The 18,393-nt window shown below is 52.9% G+C and carries 14 protein-coding genes, 1 tRNA gene and 1 pseudogene; 6 read left to right on the top strand and 10 right to left on the bottom strand.

Annotated features, from left to right (window positions below):
- Positions 1-52 precede the first annotated feature (52 nt).
- The 3 genes from B5G09_RS04185 to B5G09_RS04195 are packed head-to-tail and all read left to right on the top strand — an operon-like array spanning position 53 to position 3,577.
- Positions 53-1,051, top strand: a complete 999-nt coding sequence (locus B5G09_RS04185) for a hypothetical protein (protein WP_087404169.1) — start codon at positions 53-55, stop codon at positions 1,049-1,051.
- Entirely contained in the window at positions 1,048-2,493 is a 1,446-nt protein-coding gene (locus B5G09_RS04190; RefSeq protein ID WP_087404170.1) for a hypothetical protein, read from the top strand. The genes B5G09_RS04185 and B5G09_RS04190 overlap by 4 nt, the downstream gene beginning before the upstream one ends.
- A gap of 4 nt (positions 2,494-2,497) precedes the next feature.
- Complete coding sequence (locus tag B5G09_RS04195; RefSeq protein ID WP_087404171.1) at positions 2,498-3,577, top strand: serine protease; 1,080 nt, start codon at positions 2,498-2,500, stop codon at positions 3,575-3,577.
- Positions 3,578-3,710: 133 nt separating this feature from the next.
- Here B5G09_RS04195 and B5G09_RS04200 read toward each other — a convergent pair whose 3' ends face one another.
- The gene (locus B5G09_RS04200) at positions 3,711-4,721 is read right to left on the bottom strand and encodes a site-specific integrase (RefSeq protein WP_087404172.1); all 1,011 of its coding nucleotides are present in this window, start codon (positions 4,719-4,721) and stop codon (positions 3,711-3,713) included.
- Between the two features lie 403 nt (positions 4,722-5,124).
- On the opposite strand from B5G09_RS04200, the gene B5G09_RS04205 reads away from it, so the two are divergent.
- Together B5G09_RS04205 and B5G09_RS04210 are read left to right on the top strand one after the other, a co-directional pair.
- Complete coding sequence (locus tag B5G09_RS04205) at positions 5,125-6,396, top strand: pyridoxal phosphate-dependent aminotransferase family protein (RefSeq protein ID WP_087311196.1); 1,272 nt, start codon at positions 5,125-5,127, stop codon at positions 6,394-6,396.
- Positions 6,397-6,538: 142 nt separating this feature from the next.
- Positions 6,539-6,614 (top strand) — tRNA-Gly (locus B5G09_RS04210).
- Positions 6,615-7,222: 608 nt separating this feature from the next.
- Here the strand turns inward: B5G09_RS04210 and B5G09_RS04215 are convergent.
- The 7 genes and pseudogenes from B5G09_RS04215 to B5G09_RS04245 all read right to left on the bottom strand — a co-directional run bounded on the left by B5G09_RS04215 (position 7,223) and on the right by B5G09_RS04245 (position 13,859).
- Positions 7,223-8,326 (bottom strand): ABC transporter permease, encoded by a 1,104-nt coding sequence (locus B5G09_RS04215; protein ID WP_087404173.1) that lies wholly within the window; start codon positions 8,324-8,326, stop codon positions 7,223-7,225.
- Positions 8,327-8,330: 4 nt separating this feature from the next.
- Complete coding sequence (locus B5G09_RS04220) at positions 8,331-9,425, bottom strand: ABC transporter permease (protein WP_087311223.1); 1,095 nt, start codon at positions 9,423-9,425, stop codon at positions 8,331-8,333.
- Between the two features lie 3 nt (positions 9,426-9,428).
- Positions 9,429-10,157, bottom strand: a pseudogene (locus tag B5G09_RS04225) (ABC transporter ATP-binding protein); the annotation flags it as partial.
- Between the two features lie 8 nt (positions 10,158-10,165).
- Complete coding sequence (locus tag B5G09_RS04230; protein WP_087311221.1) at positions 10,166-11,065, bottom strand: ABC transporter ATP-binding protein; 900 nt, start codon at positions 11,063-11,065, stop codon at positions 10,166-10,168.
- Positions 11,052-11,951, bottom strand: a complete 900-nt coding sequence (locus B5G09_RS04235) for an HlyD family efflux transporter periplasmic adaptor subunit (RefSeq protein WP_087404174.1) — start codon at positions 11,949-11,951, stop codon at positions 11,052-11,054. The genes B5G09_RS04230 and B5G09_RS04235 overlap by 14 nt, the downstream gene beginning before the upstream one ends.
- Positions 11,952-11,955: 4 nt before the next feature.
- Positions 11,956-13,230 (bottom strand): TolC family protein, encoded by a 1,275-nt coding sequence (locus B5G09_RS04240; RefSeq protein ID WP_087404175.1) that lies wholly within the window; start codon positions 13,228-13,230, stop codon positions 11,956-11,958.
- Positions 13,227-13,859 carry a TetR/AcrR family transcriptional regulator gene (locus B5G09_RS04245; protein WP_087311218.1) on the bottom strand — a complete coding sequence of 211 codons (633 nt, stop codon included), beginning with the start codon at positions 13,857-13,859 and terminating at the stop codon, positions 13,227-13,229. Before B5G09_RS04245 ends, B5G09_RS04240 begins: the two co-directional genes overlap by 4 nt.
- A gap of 301 nt (positions 13,860-14,160) precedes the next feature.
- Between B5G09_RS04245 and B5G09_RS04250 the strand changes: the two genes are divergently transcribed.
- Positions 14,161-16,362, top strand: a complete 2,202-nt coding sequence (locus B5G09_RS04250; protein WP_087404279.1) for a DUF4838 domain-containing protein — start codon at positions 14,161-14,163, stop codon at positions 16,360-16,362.
- Positions 16,363-16,473: 111 nt separating this feature from the next.
- On the opposite strand, the gene B5G09_RS04255 is transcribed toward B5G09_RS04250, so the two are convergent.
- Together B5G09_RS04255 and B5G09_RS04260 are read right to left on the bottom strand one after the other, a co-directional pair.
- Positions 16,474-17,079: a DUF4251 domain-containing protein gene (locus B5G09_RS04255; protein WP_087404176.1), complete on the bottom strand. Its 606-nt coding sequence runs from the start codon at positions 17,077-17,079 to the stop codon at positions 16,474-16,476.
- A 171-nt stretch (positions 17,080-17,250) separates the two neighbouring features.
- On the bottom strand, positions 17,251-18,285 hold the full coding sequence (locus B5G09_RS04260; RefSeq protein WP_087404177.1) for a GntR family transcriptional regulator: 1,035 nt from the start codon (positions 18,283-18,285) through the stop codon (positions 17,251-17,253).
- Positions 18,286-18,393: the final 108 nt, after the last annotated feature.

Below are 18,393 nucleotides of genomic sequence, written 5' to 3' on the forward strand. Positions count from 1 at the left end.
TATATAAAATAATCACTAATTTTGTATAGGTATATGTAAATGTAATACAATAATGACAAATAGAGCGGCTACCTCAGTATTGTTTGGGTTTGATTTTCAAGCGAATGCAGCAATAGTGTTAATGCTTGAGAATATTAAAGATATGTCCAGTATCCGTTTAGAAGGATCTGAAGATATAGAAATCAATCTAAATGATGGTAGCAGTATTTTGGCTCAAGCAAAGTCTGTTGTAAATAGTAGTACGGATTTTTCAAATGTACTATCCAATCTTAAAAAGTCTATAATATCTTTATCAGAAGCAGAGCATAAATCGGGAGTAGTGAAAGAGCTTATATATATAACTAACACTCCAAACCCATTCAATGAGAAACAATTGAATCCTATATTTTATGGTGTTTCACAAAGGGACTATAGCTCATTGCCAAGATCTTTAAAGAATAAAATTAATAAGATAATCTCTAATATTGAGAAACCTCTTGATACGAGTAAATTCAAAATACAGATTTTACCTTTTGAGACAGATAATGACAATGAAAGATATAAATGTGTTATGAATGCTATTGGTGATTTCATTCCCAAATTAGGAATTATATCTATAGCTAAAGACGACTTACACGGAATTTGGGTGAAAGATATTTTTAGAAGTGGAACGAAAAGGATATCTGATATAAAACTAACTAAAAAAGATATTATATGGCCTTTAATAGTTCTTGTAACTCAAAATAAAAATTATGATGAAGATGAATTTGATGATTCTGAGATATATGAACTATCGAGAAGCTACGAAGCAATTATAAATACCTGCTCGGAAAAGTACGAATTTGTAACTAAGGTGCTATGTGCATATAATGGTTTCTATAAAGGAGCAAAAAACGGTGAAAGAAAACAAAAATTTATAGAAACAGAGAGTAGTAAATTCGCATATCTTTTTGAAGGAGAACGTGTTTTTTTGTCTAGTTCTCTACAAGAAAAACTTCTGCAAATTATTGTTCGCAATATTTTGAACAAACGTATTCAAATAGACAATATTAAGAATGCTGTAAACCTATGATTTTCAATTCAATTTATATAGAAGAGGCTGATAATAAACGTTTGATTGTTTTCTCTGATGGAAACAACCTGATACATAGTCTTGCTAACAGTAGGGGTAAAACGACTTTACTAAGAATTATGTTATATTCAATCGGATATAGCGTTCCCAATACTAAGCATATCAAATTCGAGAACTGTAAAGTCGAAAGTCAAATAACTCTGGATAGTGGAGAGGTTTTAGTATTATGCAGAGAATCGAGGGATTACATTGAATTGAAACAGAATGATTCTGTAACGACATATGTTTTGCCAAGCGATGAAGCGATTCTTCATAAAATTATTTTTAAAGCTAATTATCCAGAACTTATAAATAATCTCTTAGGAATATTCTATTTTGACCAGGAGAAGGGATGGACTTTGCTTAATCGAGGAGTTGTCATCGGAAGTATTCGCTTTAATATTGAAGAACTAATTAGGGGAATAGCAGAGATTGATTGTTCTGAATTATATAGACAAAAGGAGACAAAGAGACAAAATTTGTTGAAATACAAACAGATGTTTAGTGTTTCTAAGTATCAAGAAACTATTGATTCCGAATCCAACAATCTTGCAGGAGAATCATATAATTCTTTGATTGATAGCAAAATCAATCAATGTAAGATTCAGCATAATATGTTAAAGAAAGAATTATGCAGAATAGATAAGGTCCTAAAGGAAAATAAATATTTTAGAAATTTCATTGCAGAAATAGGTCTATTAGTTCAAGCTCCTAATAGAGAAATCTTTGCCGTTACAGAGGATAATATTATAGGTCTTAACGACACTATTGATTTTCTTATAGCCAAACGAAAACTAATAGCTTCTCAATATAATCAAATTCAGTCGGAAATTATTGAACTTGAAAAGGAGCGTAGAATAGAAGAACAACAGTTGTCCTTCTTTGATAATGTTGAAACGATTTCGGATATATTTGATAAAAGAATTTCGAGTATACCTATAAATGAAGTTGCTGTAAAAAAAGGAATTGCGAAATTAGAAAAAGAAATAGCGGATATCAATCTAAAGATTAGAGAATTAACACGAAGTGCAAATAGTGTAATCTCTTCGATATTCAATACTACTAAAAAATATCTTCAAGAACTAGGAATAGATGAAAGTCATAATACCGAAAAGTATTTATTTACTTCAAATCTAAAAGAATTATCAGGAGCCATATTACATAAAACAGTTTTTGCTTTTAGACTTGCTTGCTTGTTAGAGGTTGAAAAACATTTGAACATTAAATTCCCAATAATTCTTGATTCACCAAGCGGAAAAGAAATTGATAAACAAAACATAGAAGCAATGGTTGAGATATTAAAAAGAGATTTTGTTAATAACCAAATCATTATCGCATCTATATATGAATATCGTTTACCAAATATTAATAAAATCAGTATTATTAATAGATTAATTGAATAATATTATGGCTGAACTTGAAACTGCAACAAATGCTCCCATCACGTTTATAGAATTGGAATTACTTATAAGACGGATTATTGAGGATTTCACCTTAATAAATGCAGCTCAAATTAAAAAGGAACTCCATAATTTATCTGATGAACAAGCTAATACAATAGGACTTTCTGTACAAGATTTTATAGATTATAATACAAAGAAAAATAGCTTTGGTAAAAGTGCATTTACTTATTTGTATCATATAAACCATTTGTTACAAAAGTTAGTTGAGAAGTCAGTTATTAATAAAGTTTCGTCTTTAGGTGGCTTACCAATATTAAGTGATATGTACGTATCTCTTAATATGTCTTCACCAGAGGAGGAATGGCTGAAAATAACGTCTTATGCAGAATATTTAGGTCTTGATTATGTTAGAGAAAGGATTTCTCCTTTTACCGCCATTATAGTTGTTTGTGACGATAAAGGAGATAACCATATTGGTAGCGGTCTACTTATATCAACAAATCATATATTAACATGCCTGCATGTTATTGAAGGAGTGGAAATTAAGGAAGTATTAGTTAAAGAGGTGCAATACGCTGTTAGAAATATATATAAATCGGACTCTAAGGATATTGCTGTTATTGAGATTTTGGACTGCCCGTTAAATCCTGAAAATGATGTGGTATTTAGTGCCGGACAAGTCTTAGACACAATTCTTACTTTTGGATATCCACCTATCTCCAGAATTAGGGAAACTCCCCTAATAGTACAAAAAGGTGAAATTAATGCTATTTCAACAAACTACAATGGGGATAAATGTTTAATATACTCTTCCGTTGTGCGACCTGGAAATAGTGGCGGTCCAATATTTTCGGATAAAGGTTATTTTGTAGGAATGGTAACTGAACATCTTGAAAGAAAAACAGCCATAAATACTATTTGCGTTGATAAGAACAACTCTGTAGAAGAACAAATTCAATCTCTTTGTGACCAAATTAATATGATTCCCCAAGTGGTTCCATTTTATGCGGGATTAACAGCTAAAGAGATATTTGAAGAACTTAAATTATTAAAACCGGAACTTGTGGTTTCCTGTGAATGGTAAAAATAAAATTTTGATTATGATTTTAATCATAACAAAATTAATACTACCTTTGTATCTAGATAAAGCGTTCTTATTCAATAATGCAGAATAAAACAGATAAGGGAACTTTGCTCGTTTCTAAATCGTTACCTGCTTAATAAAGCGATTCGTATAAACTGCTTATTTTCAATGAATAAGAAAAGATACAATGCCTTCCGCAATGGAAGGTGATATGTTTGTCGATCTTTGCATTCGTCATCCATTCCTTTAATGTTTTGCGGATCGTTGTCTCCGGGGGTAACGTGAAGACCGGATCGGAATCCGATTTGTCGTCTTTCGGTGGTAAGACTGAAATTGCATTCTCCGAGAGTGGAACATAGTTCTCGATTTTGGTCTTCTTCTGTCGGTAGTTAATGTGTACTCCTTGTTCCTCGACGATTACCTTCTTCCAAGTGAGTTCCCGGACATCGGAGATTCTTAAACCGGTGAAACAACAGAACAGGAACGATCGTTTCACAATCTCTTTCGAACAGGGAGTCTGAATCAGTCGTTTCAATTCCTCTTCCGTCAAAAACTCCTTGTGGGGGAGAATCATTCGAGGAGGATCGATCGATTGGGTCGGATCGGTTGTCAATAGATCGTCTTTAATTGCTTGATGAACAATCGTTTTTAAACTCGTGTAGATGTTGTGTTGTGATGATGTTTTCAAAGTCTTTCCACTCGTTCGTGAAATTGCGGTAGAGAGATAGAGAACGAATCCCTTGGTGTATCGATCGTCCAGATCGGATAGCAGAATTCTTTCCCCTCGATATTTGGTCAGATGGTAGATTAACGTTTCAAAGGTACTCTTGATTCCGGTTTTCCCCTGTTTCTCCTTGTTCTCCATGACCAAACGGATGTACTGGATCAGATTGACTTCCGGTTTCTCGTTTGAGAATCCGTATTTGTTGTTGAACAGTTCCACCAATCGTTTTGACTTGATCGTATTTGCAAGACGGAGAGTCTGTTCATTCTTGAGTTTATCTGCTTTTGTCCGTTCGGGTATTAGATACAACCGAAGAAATTCATATCTCCGTTTTCCCTTGAAATAACTGTCGAGGTAGAGGGATTCCCCCGATTGAATTCTCTTCCTTCGCAATCTTATGATCTCTTTCTCGTGCATCATATCTCATTTTTTTGTTTAGAAATTATATTCGGGTTTTAGCGAAAGGATTCGATGTCATTGCAAATTTTTTCTTCGGGTAACACCTGGGTAACATCCGGGTAACAAGAGATTCGGTTCCCGGGTAACATCCGGGTAACAAACCACGAACAGGAAAGGGCCGATAAAAAACAGCCATTCGCAGGAATTGGCACCGGATCCAACTCTCCGGGAATGACCGGATTGTCATGAGATGCCGATGACTGCTTTTGGCTGTTGGACGCTGAATCTTTTGAAAATACGTATAAATGCGTATCGCCGGGGAGCAAAAAACGGCTACTTTTGACCGTTAAAATCGTTCAATTATTTGTACTTTTGCGCGGCAAAACAAAACGATAAGTCACTTAAACTCATAAACACAAACAACATGGTTGATATTTTCGATCGTCTGAGCAAGAATGCCGGCGGACCTATCGGTCAGTACATGGCTTACGCTCACGGTTATTTCGCATTCCCGAAACTCGAGGGCGAGATCGGTCCCCACATGACCTTCCGCGGCCACAAGGTGCTCAACTGGAGCCTGAACAACTACCTCGGTCTGGCCAATCATCCCGAGGTGCGCAAGGCCGATGCCGAGGGTGCCGCCCAGTTCGGTATGGCAGCTCCGATGGGTGCCCGCATGATGAGCGGTCAGACCAAATACCACGAGCAGCTCGAACGCGAACTGGCCGCCTTTGTCGGCAAGGAGGATGCTTTCCTGCTCAACTTCGGCTATCAGGGCATGGTCTCGATTATCGACTGTCTGCTCACGCCGCGAGACGTGGTGGTTTACGATGCCGAGGCTCACGCCTGCATCATCGACGGTCTGCGTCTGCACAAGGGCAAGCGCTTTGTCTTCGGCCACAACGACATGGAGTCGCTCCGCCTGCAGCTGCACCACGCCACCGAACTGGCCAACGAGCAGAACGGCGGTGTACTGGTCGTTACCGAGGGTGTGTTCGGTATGAAGGGCGATCTGGGCAAACTCGACGAGATTGTTGCCCTGAAGAAGGATTTCCAGTTCCGCCTGTTGGTCGATGATGCCCATGGTTTCGGTACGATGGGTGAGGGCGGCCGCGGTACGGCCTCGCACTTTGGCGTGGTCGACGGTGTGGACGTGCTGTTCAACACTTTTGCCAAGTCGATGGCCGGCATCGGCGCCTTTGTCAGCGGACCGCGCTGGCTGATCAACCTGCTGCGTTACAACATGCGTTCGCAGCTTTATGCCAAGTCGCTGCCGATGCCGATGGTGATCGGTGCGCTGAAGCGTCTGGAGTTGATCCGCAACCATCCGGAGTTCCAGCAGAAACTGTGGGAGATCGTCCGTGCGCTGCAAGGCAGCCTGAAGGAGAACGGCTTCGATATCGGCGTGACGAATTCGCCCGTAACGCCGGTTTTCCTGAAGGGAGGCGTTCCGGAGGCCACGAACCTGGTAGTCGACCTGCGTGAGAACCACGGTATCTTCTGCTCGATGGTGATCTACCCGGTAATCCCGAAGGGTGAAATTATCCTTCGCGTGATTCCGACGGCAGCCCATACGCTGGAGGATGTGAAGGAGACGATCGAGGCCTTCAAGGCTGTCCGCAGCAAACTGGAGAGTGGCTATTATGCCTCGCTTCCGATTCCGATGAAAGCCGACGAGGGTTTCAAGGTACGCTAAGTCGATGTTTTTCGGAAGAATATCCCCGGTCTGAAAAGATCGGGGATATTTGTTTTGGAGAAAAGGTGTCAGAAAATTTTGCAGAATAAAAAAAAGCGCTTATATTTGCAATCCCAAACGACAAGTATTGGGGTTGACAAATGCGGAAATAGCTCAGTTGGTAGAGCGCAACCTTGCCAAGGTTGAGGTCGCGGGTCCGAGTCCCGTTTTCCGCTCCAGAGGGGCCAGAAAAAGGGAGAGCCGTAAGGTTCTCCCTTTTGTTTTGTATGCCGGTGCATGAGGGACTCGGCACATGTGACCTCAAAGCACTCCTCCCAGGGGTCGGGGGTGTCTGCCAAAATTCGCGGAATCACTCGTGCGCAGCGCGAGTACGAGTCCCGTTTTCCGCTCCAGAGGGGGCCGGAAAAAGGGAGAGCCGTAAGGTTCTCCCTTTTGTTTTGTATGCCGGTGCATGAGGAACTCGGCACATGTGACCTCAAAGCACCCCTCCCAGGGGTCGGAGGTGTCTGCCAAAATTCGCGGAATCACTCGTGCGCAGCGCGAGTACGAGTCCCGTTTCCCGCTCCAGAGGGGGCCAGAGGGGGCCGGAAAGAAACCCCGAAAGAAAGCAAAAGGCAGCAAGTATTTCACGCCTTAATCGTGACCGGTTTTGCCCGGACCGAAAACAGGTCACGATTTGGCTCTATTTCGCTGATCTGCATCATTTGCTTCGTAGCATCGTTGCCCTTTTGTCGGGCGTGCTTTTTGCGCCATACTGTCCGTAAGAATGGATCGGGATGTCTCCTTTTGCTGCTTGATGGAATGTGGCTTAGGCCCGGACCTGCACCTATTGCCGCTTATGGTAGGTGACTGCGGCCAGGCCATTGAACAGCAGGGCGAAAAGGCCGAGGGCGATGTATGAAGTCCCCAATTCCAGAACGGTTGTCCCCTTCAGATAGACCGCCCGCAGAATCTCGACGAAATACCGGGGTGGCAGTACGTAGGTGATCCGCTGCGCCCACTCCGGCATGGAGGCGATCGGTGTCAGCAGTCCGCTCATCAGTACGAAGATCATGATGAAGAAGAACATGACGAACATGGTCTGCTGCATGGTTTGCGAGAAGTTCGCCACGGTCAGACTGAATCCCGAAATGGTCAGTATGAAGAGCATCGCCCCGAGGTAGACCGCCCCGACCGGGCCTGCCGGCGCAAGTCCGTAGACCAGCCGGGCCACTGCCAAGGCTGCCGTCAGCACAAAGAGGCCGATGAGCCAGTAGGGGATCAGTTTCGAAAGGGTGAAGGTCAACCGGCCGACGGGGGTGACGTTGATTTGTTCGATCGTGCCGCGTTCCTTCTCGCCGACAATACTCAGTGCCGGCAGAAAACCGCAGATGAGGATAAACAGCATGATCATCAGTGCCGGAATCATGTAGTGACGGTAGTCGAGTGTCGGGTTGAAGCGGTTCTGAACCGTAATCAACTCCGAAGTCGGAGCCGGACTCTGTTCGGCACGGATTTCACCCAGCGTGCGGGCGACGGACTGCAGCAGGTACTGCATGGCGAGTGCCCCTTTGGTTGCATTGACCCCGTTGGCCGTAATCTGAATCCGGTCCGGCGATCCGGCCATCCAGCCGTGCTCGAACTCCCGCGGAATCTGCAGAATGACGTCCGCATCTCCGTGTTCCAGCAGATGCAGGGCCTCGTTGTATTGCGCGCAGCGGTTTGCCAGTGAGAAATAGGTCGTTGCCCCGAGGTGCGAAATCAGCCGTTGCGAAGTCGACGAGCGGTCCAGGTCCACGACGGCAACCCGGACGTGGCGGACATCCATCGTCATCACCAGCGGCAACACCAGCATCACCATGATGGGGAAGACAACGATCAGCCGCGGCAGGAACCGGTTGCGCCGGATCTGCAGGAACTCCTTCTGCAACAGGACGAAAAAGGCTCTCATTGAGTTATTCGAGTTTGTCGTTGAACTTGCGGAACGATACGCCGAGCAGCAGCCCGGTCATTGCGAGCAGCACGGCGCCGTCCACCCATACGTCGGCCATCGAGGCACCCTGGATCATCATCCGCCGCATGGCGTCGATGTACCAGCGGGCCGGCACGACGGCCGATACCCACCGGAAGAAACGCGGCAGATTCTCGATCGGGAAGATCATCCCCGAGAGCATCAGAATGGGCAGCAGCATGACCATTGCCGAGATGAGCAGTGCGGCGACCTGCGTCCGGGCGAGGGTCGAGACCAGCAGTCCCAGTCCCAGCGAGAGCATCAGGTAGAGCAACGACAGGGCGAAGATGCCCGCCACGCCGCCGCTCATCGGTACACCCAGCAGGAAGCGGGCCAGCAGCAGAATCAGGACCAGCACGATGCACGAGACGGCGAAGTAGGGGATCATCTTGGCCAGAATGATCCGGAACGGCCTCACCGGTGAGACGAGCAGCACCTCCATCGTTCCCGACTCCTTTTCGCGCACGATCGAGACCGAGGTCATCATGGCGCAGACCAGAATGAAGATCAGTCCCATGATACCCGGGACGAAGTTGAAGGCGCTCTTCATCCGGGGATTGAACAGCATGCGGGTTTCGAAGAGCGTCTGCGGCGAGGCCTCGCCGAGCAGCACTCCCTGCAGCCAGGCGGCGGCCGTGCCGGCCGTATTGACGTTCGAAGCGTCGAGGATCAGCTGGATAAGGGGTTGTTGCGGTGTGCCGGCGGCAGCCTGCAGCCGGCGGCGGTCGTAGTCCGGGGCGAAGACCGCAACGGCATCGGCACGGCCCGTGCGCAGCATCGGATCGATGCGCTCCTGCGTGATGTAGCCGCAGAACGTAAAGCTGTCGTTGCGGGCGATCCGCTCGACGGCTTCGCGCACGCCGTCGGTCCGGTCCGTTGCGACGACCGCAATGCGCACCTCGTTCACCTCGGTCGAGATGGCGAAGCCGAACAGCACCATCAGCACCACCGGGATGAGCAGCACGATGAGCATCGTGCGCCGGTCGCGCAGGATGTGGAGGGTCTCCTTGCGGACAAAGGCTGTGAAATTGCTTTTCATGGGCTATTCGCTTCGTTGGGCGCCGCGTGCCAGGAGCCGGAAGAGCTCGTCCATCGAGCGGGCGGCGAATTGTTGTTTCAGACGGGAGGGGGTGTCGAGCGCACGGATGCGTCCGTCGACCATGATCGAGACCCGCGAGCAGTACTCCGCCTCGTCCATGTAGTGGGTCGTGACGAAGAGGGTCGTACCGCCGGCCGCCGCCTCGTAGATCATCTCCCAGAACTGGCGGCGCGTAAGGGGATCTACGCCACCCGTCGGCTCGTCGAGAAAGACCACCTCGGGCCGGTGGAGTGTGGCGATGGCAAAGGCCAGCTTCTGTTTCCAGCCCAGGGGCAGCGCCCCGACCGGCGTATTGCCCTCCGGGGCGAGGTTGAGCCGGCGGAGCAGGTCGTCGCTCCGCACGCCGGTTTCACGGCGCGAGAGTCCGTAGATGCCGGCAAAGAGGCGGATGTTCTCCCGTACGGTGAGGTCGTCGTAGAGCGAGAAGCGCTGGCTCATGTAGCCGATATGGTGCTTGATCTGCTCGCTCCGGCGCACGATGTCGCATCCCGCGACGCGGCCGCTGCCCGAGGTCGGGCGGCTCAACCCGCACAACATGCGCATGGCGGTGGTCTTTCCGGCGCCGTTGGCCCCGAGGAATCCGAAGATCTCCCCGCGTGAGACCTCGAACGAGATCCGGTCGACAGCCGTGAAGTCGCCGAAGCGTTTGGTCAGTTCGTGGACCGATATGACGGTGTCGTTCATCGTTTCATCCATTGGATAAATACATCTTCGATCGCAGCCTCCGCGGGCTGGATGTGCAGTCCGGACATCGGGCCCAGCTGCTCGGTAAAGCGCTGTACGTTGAAATCCGCTCCGGCCACCAGGTGGTGCATCTCGCCGAAGGGATAGCACGCTTCGACCCCCTGGATGCGGCGGGCGGCGCCGAGCAGCGCGAACATCGCGTCGGCCCGGATGGCATAGAGCCGTCCCTCGAAGCGCCGGACCAACGCCTCGGGGGTGTCGATACCGAGCAGACGCCCTTCGTTGCAGAGGGCGATGCGGTCGCAGCGCGCGGCTTCGTCCATGTAGGGCGTCGAGACGAGGATGGTCATCCCCCGCTGCCTGAGGCCGTCGAGCATCTCCCAGAATTCGCTGCGCGAGACGGCATCGACGCCCGTCGTGGGTTCGTCGAGGAAGAGGATCTCCGGCCGGTGGATCAGGGCGCACGACAGGGCCAGCTTCTGCTTCATGCCGCCCGAGAGTTTCGCGGCCCGGCGCCGGCGGAAGGGCTCGATCTGCCGGTAGACGGGTGCGATGAGGTCGTACGAGGCTTCGACCTCGACGCCGAACAGCGCGGCGAAGAAGCGGAGGTTCTCCTCGACCGTCAGATCGCCGTAGAGCGAGAAGCGTCCGGGCATGTATCCCACGCGCGAGCGGATTGCACGGTAATCCCGCACGATGTCGCAGCCGCCGACCCGGGCCTCACCGCCGTCGGGGGCGAGCAGTGTCGCGAGCAGCCGGAAGAGCGTGGTCTTTCCGGCACCGTCGGGCCCGATCAGTCCGAACAGTTCGCCCCGGTGGACGGAGAAGGTCACCGCATCGAGCGCCTGCACCGCGCCGAACCGCTTCGACAGCCCCTTGACCTCAATGGCTTCCATCGTGCAGCCGTACTTCGCCCGCCAGGCCGATCTTCAGCCGTCCGTCGTTGCGCACGGCGATCTTCGCGGCATAGACCAGGTTGGCCCGCGAATTTCGGGTCTGGATCGTCTTGGGGGTAAATTCGCTCTCGGGCGAGATCCATGCGATGCGCCCCTCGTAGTCGTAGCGCTGATCGCCGCCGAAGTCGGCCGTCACCGTTACCCGATCCCCGATGCGGATCGCGGTGAGCTGCTCCGAGGTGAAGTAGGCCCGCAGATAGAGATGCTCCAGATCGGCCACCTTCAGCAGGGGTTTGCCCACGGCGGCCAGTTCGCCCGCTTCGGCATACTTCGCCAGCACGACGCCCGCGACGGGCGGTGCGATGCGGCACCGGGCGATCCGGTCATCCAGCGCGGCGATCTGCGCCTCGACGACTGCGGCGTTGCCGTCGATCGTGACGGTGCTCTTGTCCAGCGACGAGAGGGTTGCCGACAGCTGGCTTTGCAGAATCCGGATCTGCGCCTCGATGTCATCCCGCTGTTTGGTTGTGGCCGCCCCGTCGCGCAGCAGGTTCTGCACCCGGGCGAGCTCCCGTTCCTGTTTGGCGATCTGTTCGCGCAGGGCGGCGGCCTGAGCCCGGATGTCGGGCCGGCTTGCGAGCAGCGCCGCCTGCTGTGCTTCGAGTTGCCGCCGTTGCAGATCGAGCTGCAGGGTGTCGATCTGGCCGATCGTCACGCCGGGTTCGACGGCCGTTCCCTCCTCGGCGTCGAACCACAGGATGCGTCCCGCGGCCTCGGCCGAAACGACGACCTCGGTTGCCTCGAAGCTCCCCTGCGCATCGAACTCCGCCTCTGCGCCGCACGACACCGCAAGAGCCGCCGCGGCCATACAGACAATACGTTTCATGGGTTTATCGGTTTAATACGTGTTTCAGTTGGTAGAGCGCCTGCAGAAGCTCTATTTCATGGGTGCTGCGGTTCAGCGTGGCCGAGGTTTCGTCGGTGATTTTGCGCAGCAGGTCGGTGGTGTTGATTACGCCGTTCTCCAGTTGCGATTCGGCGGCCATGCGCACCGCGCGGCGCAGCTCGACAATCCGGGTGTCGGCCTCCACGGCCTTGCGCAGACGGGCGATTTCACCCTCCTCGCGGGTCGTCTGCAGACGGGTGTTGAAGTCGAAGATATCGCGCTGGATGCCGATCTGCTGCCGGGCCGTGCGGAGCTTCCCGAGATCGTTGCGGCGGGTGTAGAAGGCTCCGATATTCCACGACATGCGCACTCCCACCAGCGCGTTCAGCGTCCCGTCCGTCGACATCATGCTTTGGAACATGTCCAGACCCGGATATCCGTAGTAGCCTTGTGCGAAGGCGCTGAAGCGAGGCATCAGTGCGCTGTTGAGCGCTTTGCGCCGTACGTCGATCCTTTGGGCCCGGGCCTCAAGCAGCGCCAGCTCGGGATGCGGCGACCCGTCGCCGAGTGTGGGTTCGGCCGGGCGCTCCAATCCCTCCGTCGTGAGCGGCTGCCCGATGAAGATCTCCAGCATCCGGCGGTAACTGGCACGGGATGCCTCGATCTGTTCCAGCGTCTGGCGGACGGTCAGCAGCTCCGCTTCGACGGCGTCGGCGTCCGACCGCGTGGCCAGACCGTTTGCAATGCAGCTCCTCATGCGTGCGAGATTGCTCTCCAGCAGGTTGATTTGTGCCGCGGTCTGCGTTCGGCGTTCGTCCAGCAGGAGAATCCCGAAGTAGAGGTCGTCGACTCTCGATTGCAGGGCATACAGATCCACCTCCGTTTGCCGGCGCATCTGCGCAGCCTCGGCCTGCGCCATCTCTTTCGCGGCCCGGGAGTGGCCGCCGTCCCAGATCGTCTGCGAGACGTCGATCGCCGCCCGGTACTGCTCGCGGCGGATCCCCTCCATCTGCATACCCCGTGAGGCGAGTATCTCGCCCAATGCTCCGGGGAACGTCGACGTTGCGTTTTGCCACGATGCCTGCCCCGAGAGCGAGACCTGCGGAATCCACGCCCGGGCGGCGTTCGACAGGTCGTATTGTTCGCTCTGCGTGATCAGGTCGTATTGCCGGATTTCGGGATAGTGCTCCCGTGCCAGGCGGCGGCACTCGTCGAGCGTCTGCCCGCGGAGTGTCGTCATCGAGGCTGCGGCCAGCAGAATCAGGACTGTTCTCTTCATGGTTTCGGTTTTTGAATTCTTCGCAGGATGGTTTCGATGGCTTCGGCCTTGCGCGCGGCCAGAAACTTTTCGCGGTCGCCGGCCAACTCTCCCAGCAACAGCCCCGCAAACGGAAGGGCCAGAAACGGAAAGACGTTGAGCGACACGATGCTGATGAAGAGCTGGCGCATGTCGACGGCCTCCATCTCGCCGGCTTCGGCCGCCCGATCCGCCTCCGCCTGCAATCGCAGGAAGAGTGTCGGGATCCGCTCCTTCAGCGAGTCGTCGAGCAGGTGGTAACGTTCGGGGCGCATCACCACCTCGTTCAGAAAGAAGCGCGGCAGCAGCGGATGGGCCGCAACCAGGTCGAAGTGCGATGCGATGCCCGACCGGATGCGCTCGACGATCGGTCGCTGCGGATCTCCCATGGCCGCGAAGATCGTCTGTGCGACAAGTGCCGTAATCTTGGCGACGATCCGCTCGAAGAGCTGCTCCTTGGTGCGGAAGTAATAGTGCAGCATGGCATGCGTCACGCCCGCCCGCTCGGCTATGGCCGTCGTGCGGGCTCCGTCAAATCCTTTTAGGAGAAACTCCTCTTCGGCCGCCTCAAGGATCAACTGTTCCGTGGACGGTTTTTCCTTCTTGTCCATGATCTTTTTGGATCTGTGTTAACAATATGGTTTAACAAAATTGTTAATGCAAATGTACGAAAAAAATCAATCATGCAACATGTGGGGGGGGCGAAAATTTTCGCAGGATGGATCTGACGCGGATTTCGTTTCAGAAGAGCGGCTCCGCTTGGTGGCGCTGGGTGACAGTCCCGGGAATGCAGCAGGACGGGGACTTATCGTAAAAAAGTTCCCGTTTTGTGATTTTATCGGACAATGTGTTAACTTGCCATACGGAAATCGCTTGTCGGAACGCAAACCCGGAACCCAAAAACTGCAAGATATGAAGATTCAAAACTGGTTGTATGCCTTGTGCCTGGCGGCTGTCGCCCTCCCGGCGGCTGCTCAGGTACAGGTCGTGAAGCATGGAAAGGCCGTTGCGCGGATTGTCGCCGATCCGGCCGATTCGGTGGACATGCGGGCTGCCGCGCTGCTGCGGGAGTTTGTCGGACGCATCAGCGGGGCGCAGCTGCCTGTGGTGGCGAACGGGGAGAAACCCCGTCGCGGAGATATTGTCATCGACGCCGGGGAGAGCCGCGGACTGACCGAGGACGGATTCCGCCTGAGAACCGACAACGGCCGGCTGCTGATCTCCGGCGGAGGGGGCAAAGGGACGATTTACGGCGTTGTGACCCTTCTGGAACAGTACCTCGGCGTGGCCTACTACGGGAACAACGCCTATCGGCTGACCGAGCGTGCGCAGGTGACGATTCCCGAGATGAACCATGCCGAGAATCCGGCCTTCCGGTTCCGGCAGAGTCAGTGCTATGCGATGAAGGAGCCCTTCTACCGCGACTGGTTCCGCTTCGAGGAGCCCGAGGAGACCTTTGCCGGAGGCTACTGGGTCCATACCTTCGACCGCATTCTGCCGTCGGACGTCTACGGAAAGAGCCATCCCGAATACTACGCCTTCATCAACGGACAGCGGCGTCCGGGCAAGGCGAGCCAGTGGTGTCTGACCAATCCCGAACTCTTCGAGGTGGTCTGCACGAAGATCGACTCCATCTTCCGGGCCAATCCCGGGATGAACACGATCTCGGTGAGCCAGAACGACGGCAACTTCACCAACTGCACGTGTCCTCGGTGCCGGGCTCTCGACGAGCGCGAGGGAGGTCCGTCGGGGAGTCTGATCCATTTCCTGAACCGCCTGGCCGACCGTTTCCCCGACAAGGAGTTCTCGACGCTGGCCTACCTCTATACAATGCATCCGCCCAGGCACGTCAAGCCGCGCCCGAATGTCAACATCATGCTCTGCGACATCGACTGCAAACGGGAGGTTCCGCTGACGGACAACGCTTCGGGACGCGATTTCGTGCAGGCGCTGGAGGGGTGGTCGGCCATCAGCGACAACCTCTTCGTCTGGGACTACGGCATCAACTTCGACAACATGCTCTCGCCGTTCCCCAACTTCCCGATCCTGCAGAAGAACATCCAGTTGTTCCGAAAGAACCACGTCACGATGCACTTCTCGCAGATCGGCGGTGAACGGGGCAGCTGTTTTCCCGAAATGCGGGCCTATATGGTGAGCAAGCTGATGTGGAATCCCGATCAGGACAGCGACTCGCTCATGCGCTCCTTCATGCGGGGCTACTACGGTGCGGCGGCCCCCTACGTCTATCAGTACGAGAAGCTGCTCGAAGGCGGGCTGCTTGCCAGCAACAAGGAGCTCTGGATCTACGATTCGCCGGTTACGCACAAGGACGGCATGCTCAATGCCAAGTGCCGCAAACGCTATAACGAACTTTTCGACCAGGCCGAGGCGGCCGTGGCCGACGATTCGGTGCTGCACGACCGCGTACGCCTTTCGCGGCTTCCGCTGCAGTATTCCGAACTGGAGATCGACCGTGCGGAAGGGGTGAAGGATCCCGAGGCGACGATGGCCCGGCTGGAACTCTTCGGGGAGCGCTGCCGCCATTTCGCCATTCCGATACTCAACGAGCGCCGCAATACCCCCGAAGAGTATTGCCAGCTCTATCGGGTGCGTTACATGCCCGACAAGAATCTGAAGTCCGATCTGGCTCGCGGTGCAAAGGTTACCTGGATCGAGGCTCCGTCGCCCCGCTATGCGAAACTGGGCGAGACGGCCCTGACCGACGGGCTGTTCGGCGGCACGACCTACGTGGAGAGCTGGGTCGGCTGGGAGGGCCGCGACGGCAGCTTCATCATCGACCTTGGCCAGGAGCGGGAGGTGTCGCTTGTCGAGTGCGATTTCCTGCATCAGCTGGGGGCCTGGATTCTGCTTCCCGAGCGGGTCGCCTGCTCGCTTTCGTGCGACAATGCCGCCTATGAGCCCTTCGGCGAGCAGCATTTTGCCGAGGACCGTTCCCCGCAGGTCAAGTTCGCACAGGCCTCCTTCCGCAGCGACACTCCCCGCCGGGCACGGTATGTGCGCATTGACATCATCGGTACGAAGAACTGTCCGTCGTGGCACTACGGCGTGGGTCATCCCTCGTGGTTCTTCCTCGACGAGGTGAGCGTGAGGTGATGCGGTGCGGCTTCAACCGAAAAAGGGGGCGATTCCAAGGAATCGCCCCCTTTTTAACGGCGTGCAGCATGTCGTTCCCTTCGGCGGACGGTGCGGAGCTCTGAGCGTTGGTCAGAGGCTTCGTCCCTCGAACGTCCTGGCGTGTTTTGCCGGCAGGAGTTTGCCGTAGAAGGTGATCCGATTCCCGTTGAAGGTAGGTTCCACCGTCACGGAGGTGTAGTTGGTGCCTTTGGGCAGCGTGAAGGTCACATAGGCTGACAGGGCGGCCCCCATGACGTTCATCGTGAAAAAGGTATTCCCCTTGCGGTCGGTTTTGACCCGGATGTCCGAAGCGGTGCCTTTGAGGGTGATGCCGCCGACCCCGTTGGGACCACCTCCGTTGAACGGAGCGATCTGGACGACGGCCTGATCGTCTTTCAGCGAGACGAAATTGGTTGTCGAATTCACGAAAGCGGACTCTCCGTACCGGAAGACGAGCTTGTCGGCCTCCACGACGAAATCGAGTTTCTCCAGCGCTCGTACGGCCTGTACGTAGTCGATGGAGTCCTGCATCCGTTGCAGCTCTTTTTCGAGAGCCTTCTCCTGAGCCGCGGACTCTTCGGACCGGTTCTGCATGGCGGCCTGTTCGGCTTGGGTGTAGATCCGGCGTTCGGTCTGCGCCTCGGCGGTCGTCTGCATCAGCAGTACGGCGGCCAAAATCAAAAACAACTTGTTCATATTCGCCTTGTTTCTGAGAATGATGATTGCCGGTTCAACAAGAGCCGGCAATCATATAACGCATTTCCCGCGTCGGATGGTGTGTCTGTCGCTATTTTTCTTTCGCTCCCTGCTTGTTCTGATGCGGGGCGCACTGCCGGGGGACGGTTTCGTCCGGTGACGGGCCCCTTCTCAGAACGTATTGCGGCGGATCATCTGAAAGTCACACTTGATTTTGGCCGGCGTCTTGTCGAGAATCATGCGTGCAACGAGAATGCCCATCTGTCGGAAATCGGTCGAAATGGTCGTCAGACCGTTGAGGATGATTTCGTTGATCGGCGATTCGTTGTAGGAGATGATGCTGATGTCGCGTCCCACCTTGTAGTGGAGTTCGCGGGCCCTGCGGACCAGTTCGATCAGCCCCAGGTCGTATTGGCTGTTGAGGATCAGGTATACCTCCTTTTCGCGGATGATCTCCGGCGTAATCTTCGTGTGAAACTCCACGGCGATGTCGTTGTCCCGGCAGAAGCGTTCGACGGCTTTGCTTACCGATGCGTAATAGAGGCTGGAGGGCAGCGTCACGACGTTGAGTTTCGAGTAGTTCTTGAGCTTTTTGAGTCCGTATCCGAGACCTTCGTAGGCATCGCTGTCGAAATCCTGATAGACGGCGCCGTAGTTTCCGGGGAGTTCCTTCATCCAGTGGTCGGCGAGGATGAGTTTGCGGTTGGGAATTCGTGTGAGGATCTTCAGCACCCGTTTTTGCGTTACGGTATCGAGCGGAAAATGCGGCGTGATGACGTAGTAGTCAAACAGGTCGAGATTTTCGTCGATGTAGTATTCGAGCAGGTCGACATTCTGGTTGTGGAGCCGGATGGTGACCTCGGCCGCATTGCCGATCTCCTCGGCAAACGAGTTGAAGAGCACCTGCTTGTAGGTGCTCAGCTTGTCGAACAGCACGAGGATGTTGAGCTTGCTGGCGTCGCCTTTCGCTGCCACATAGAATCCCTTACCCTGTTTGGCGTCGATGTAGTCTTTGTTCCGAAGGATGGAGTAGGCCTTCTTGACAGTCTCTTTCGAGATGTCGAGCATGGCCGACAACTCGTTCATCGATGGTAACAGATATCCCTCGGGATACTCCCCGTTGCGGATATATTGTTCGATCTGTCCGACTATCTGTTTGTAGACCGGAGTCTGACTCTCCGGATCGATCTTGATCTTTTCCGACATACCTGTCGTTTAAAAAAATGAAATAAAAAGTTGGAATGTGTAAAAAAATGGCTATATTTGCACCACACCACACAACACTAATCATGGAGGAGTACCACACCTCATTCC

It is taken from the genome of Alistipes sp. An54, from assembly GCF_002159375.1.
GTDB classification, from domain to species: Bacteria; Bacteroidota; Bacteroidia; order Bacteroidales; family Rikenellaceae; genus Alistipes; species Alistipes megaguti.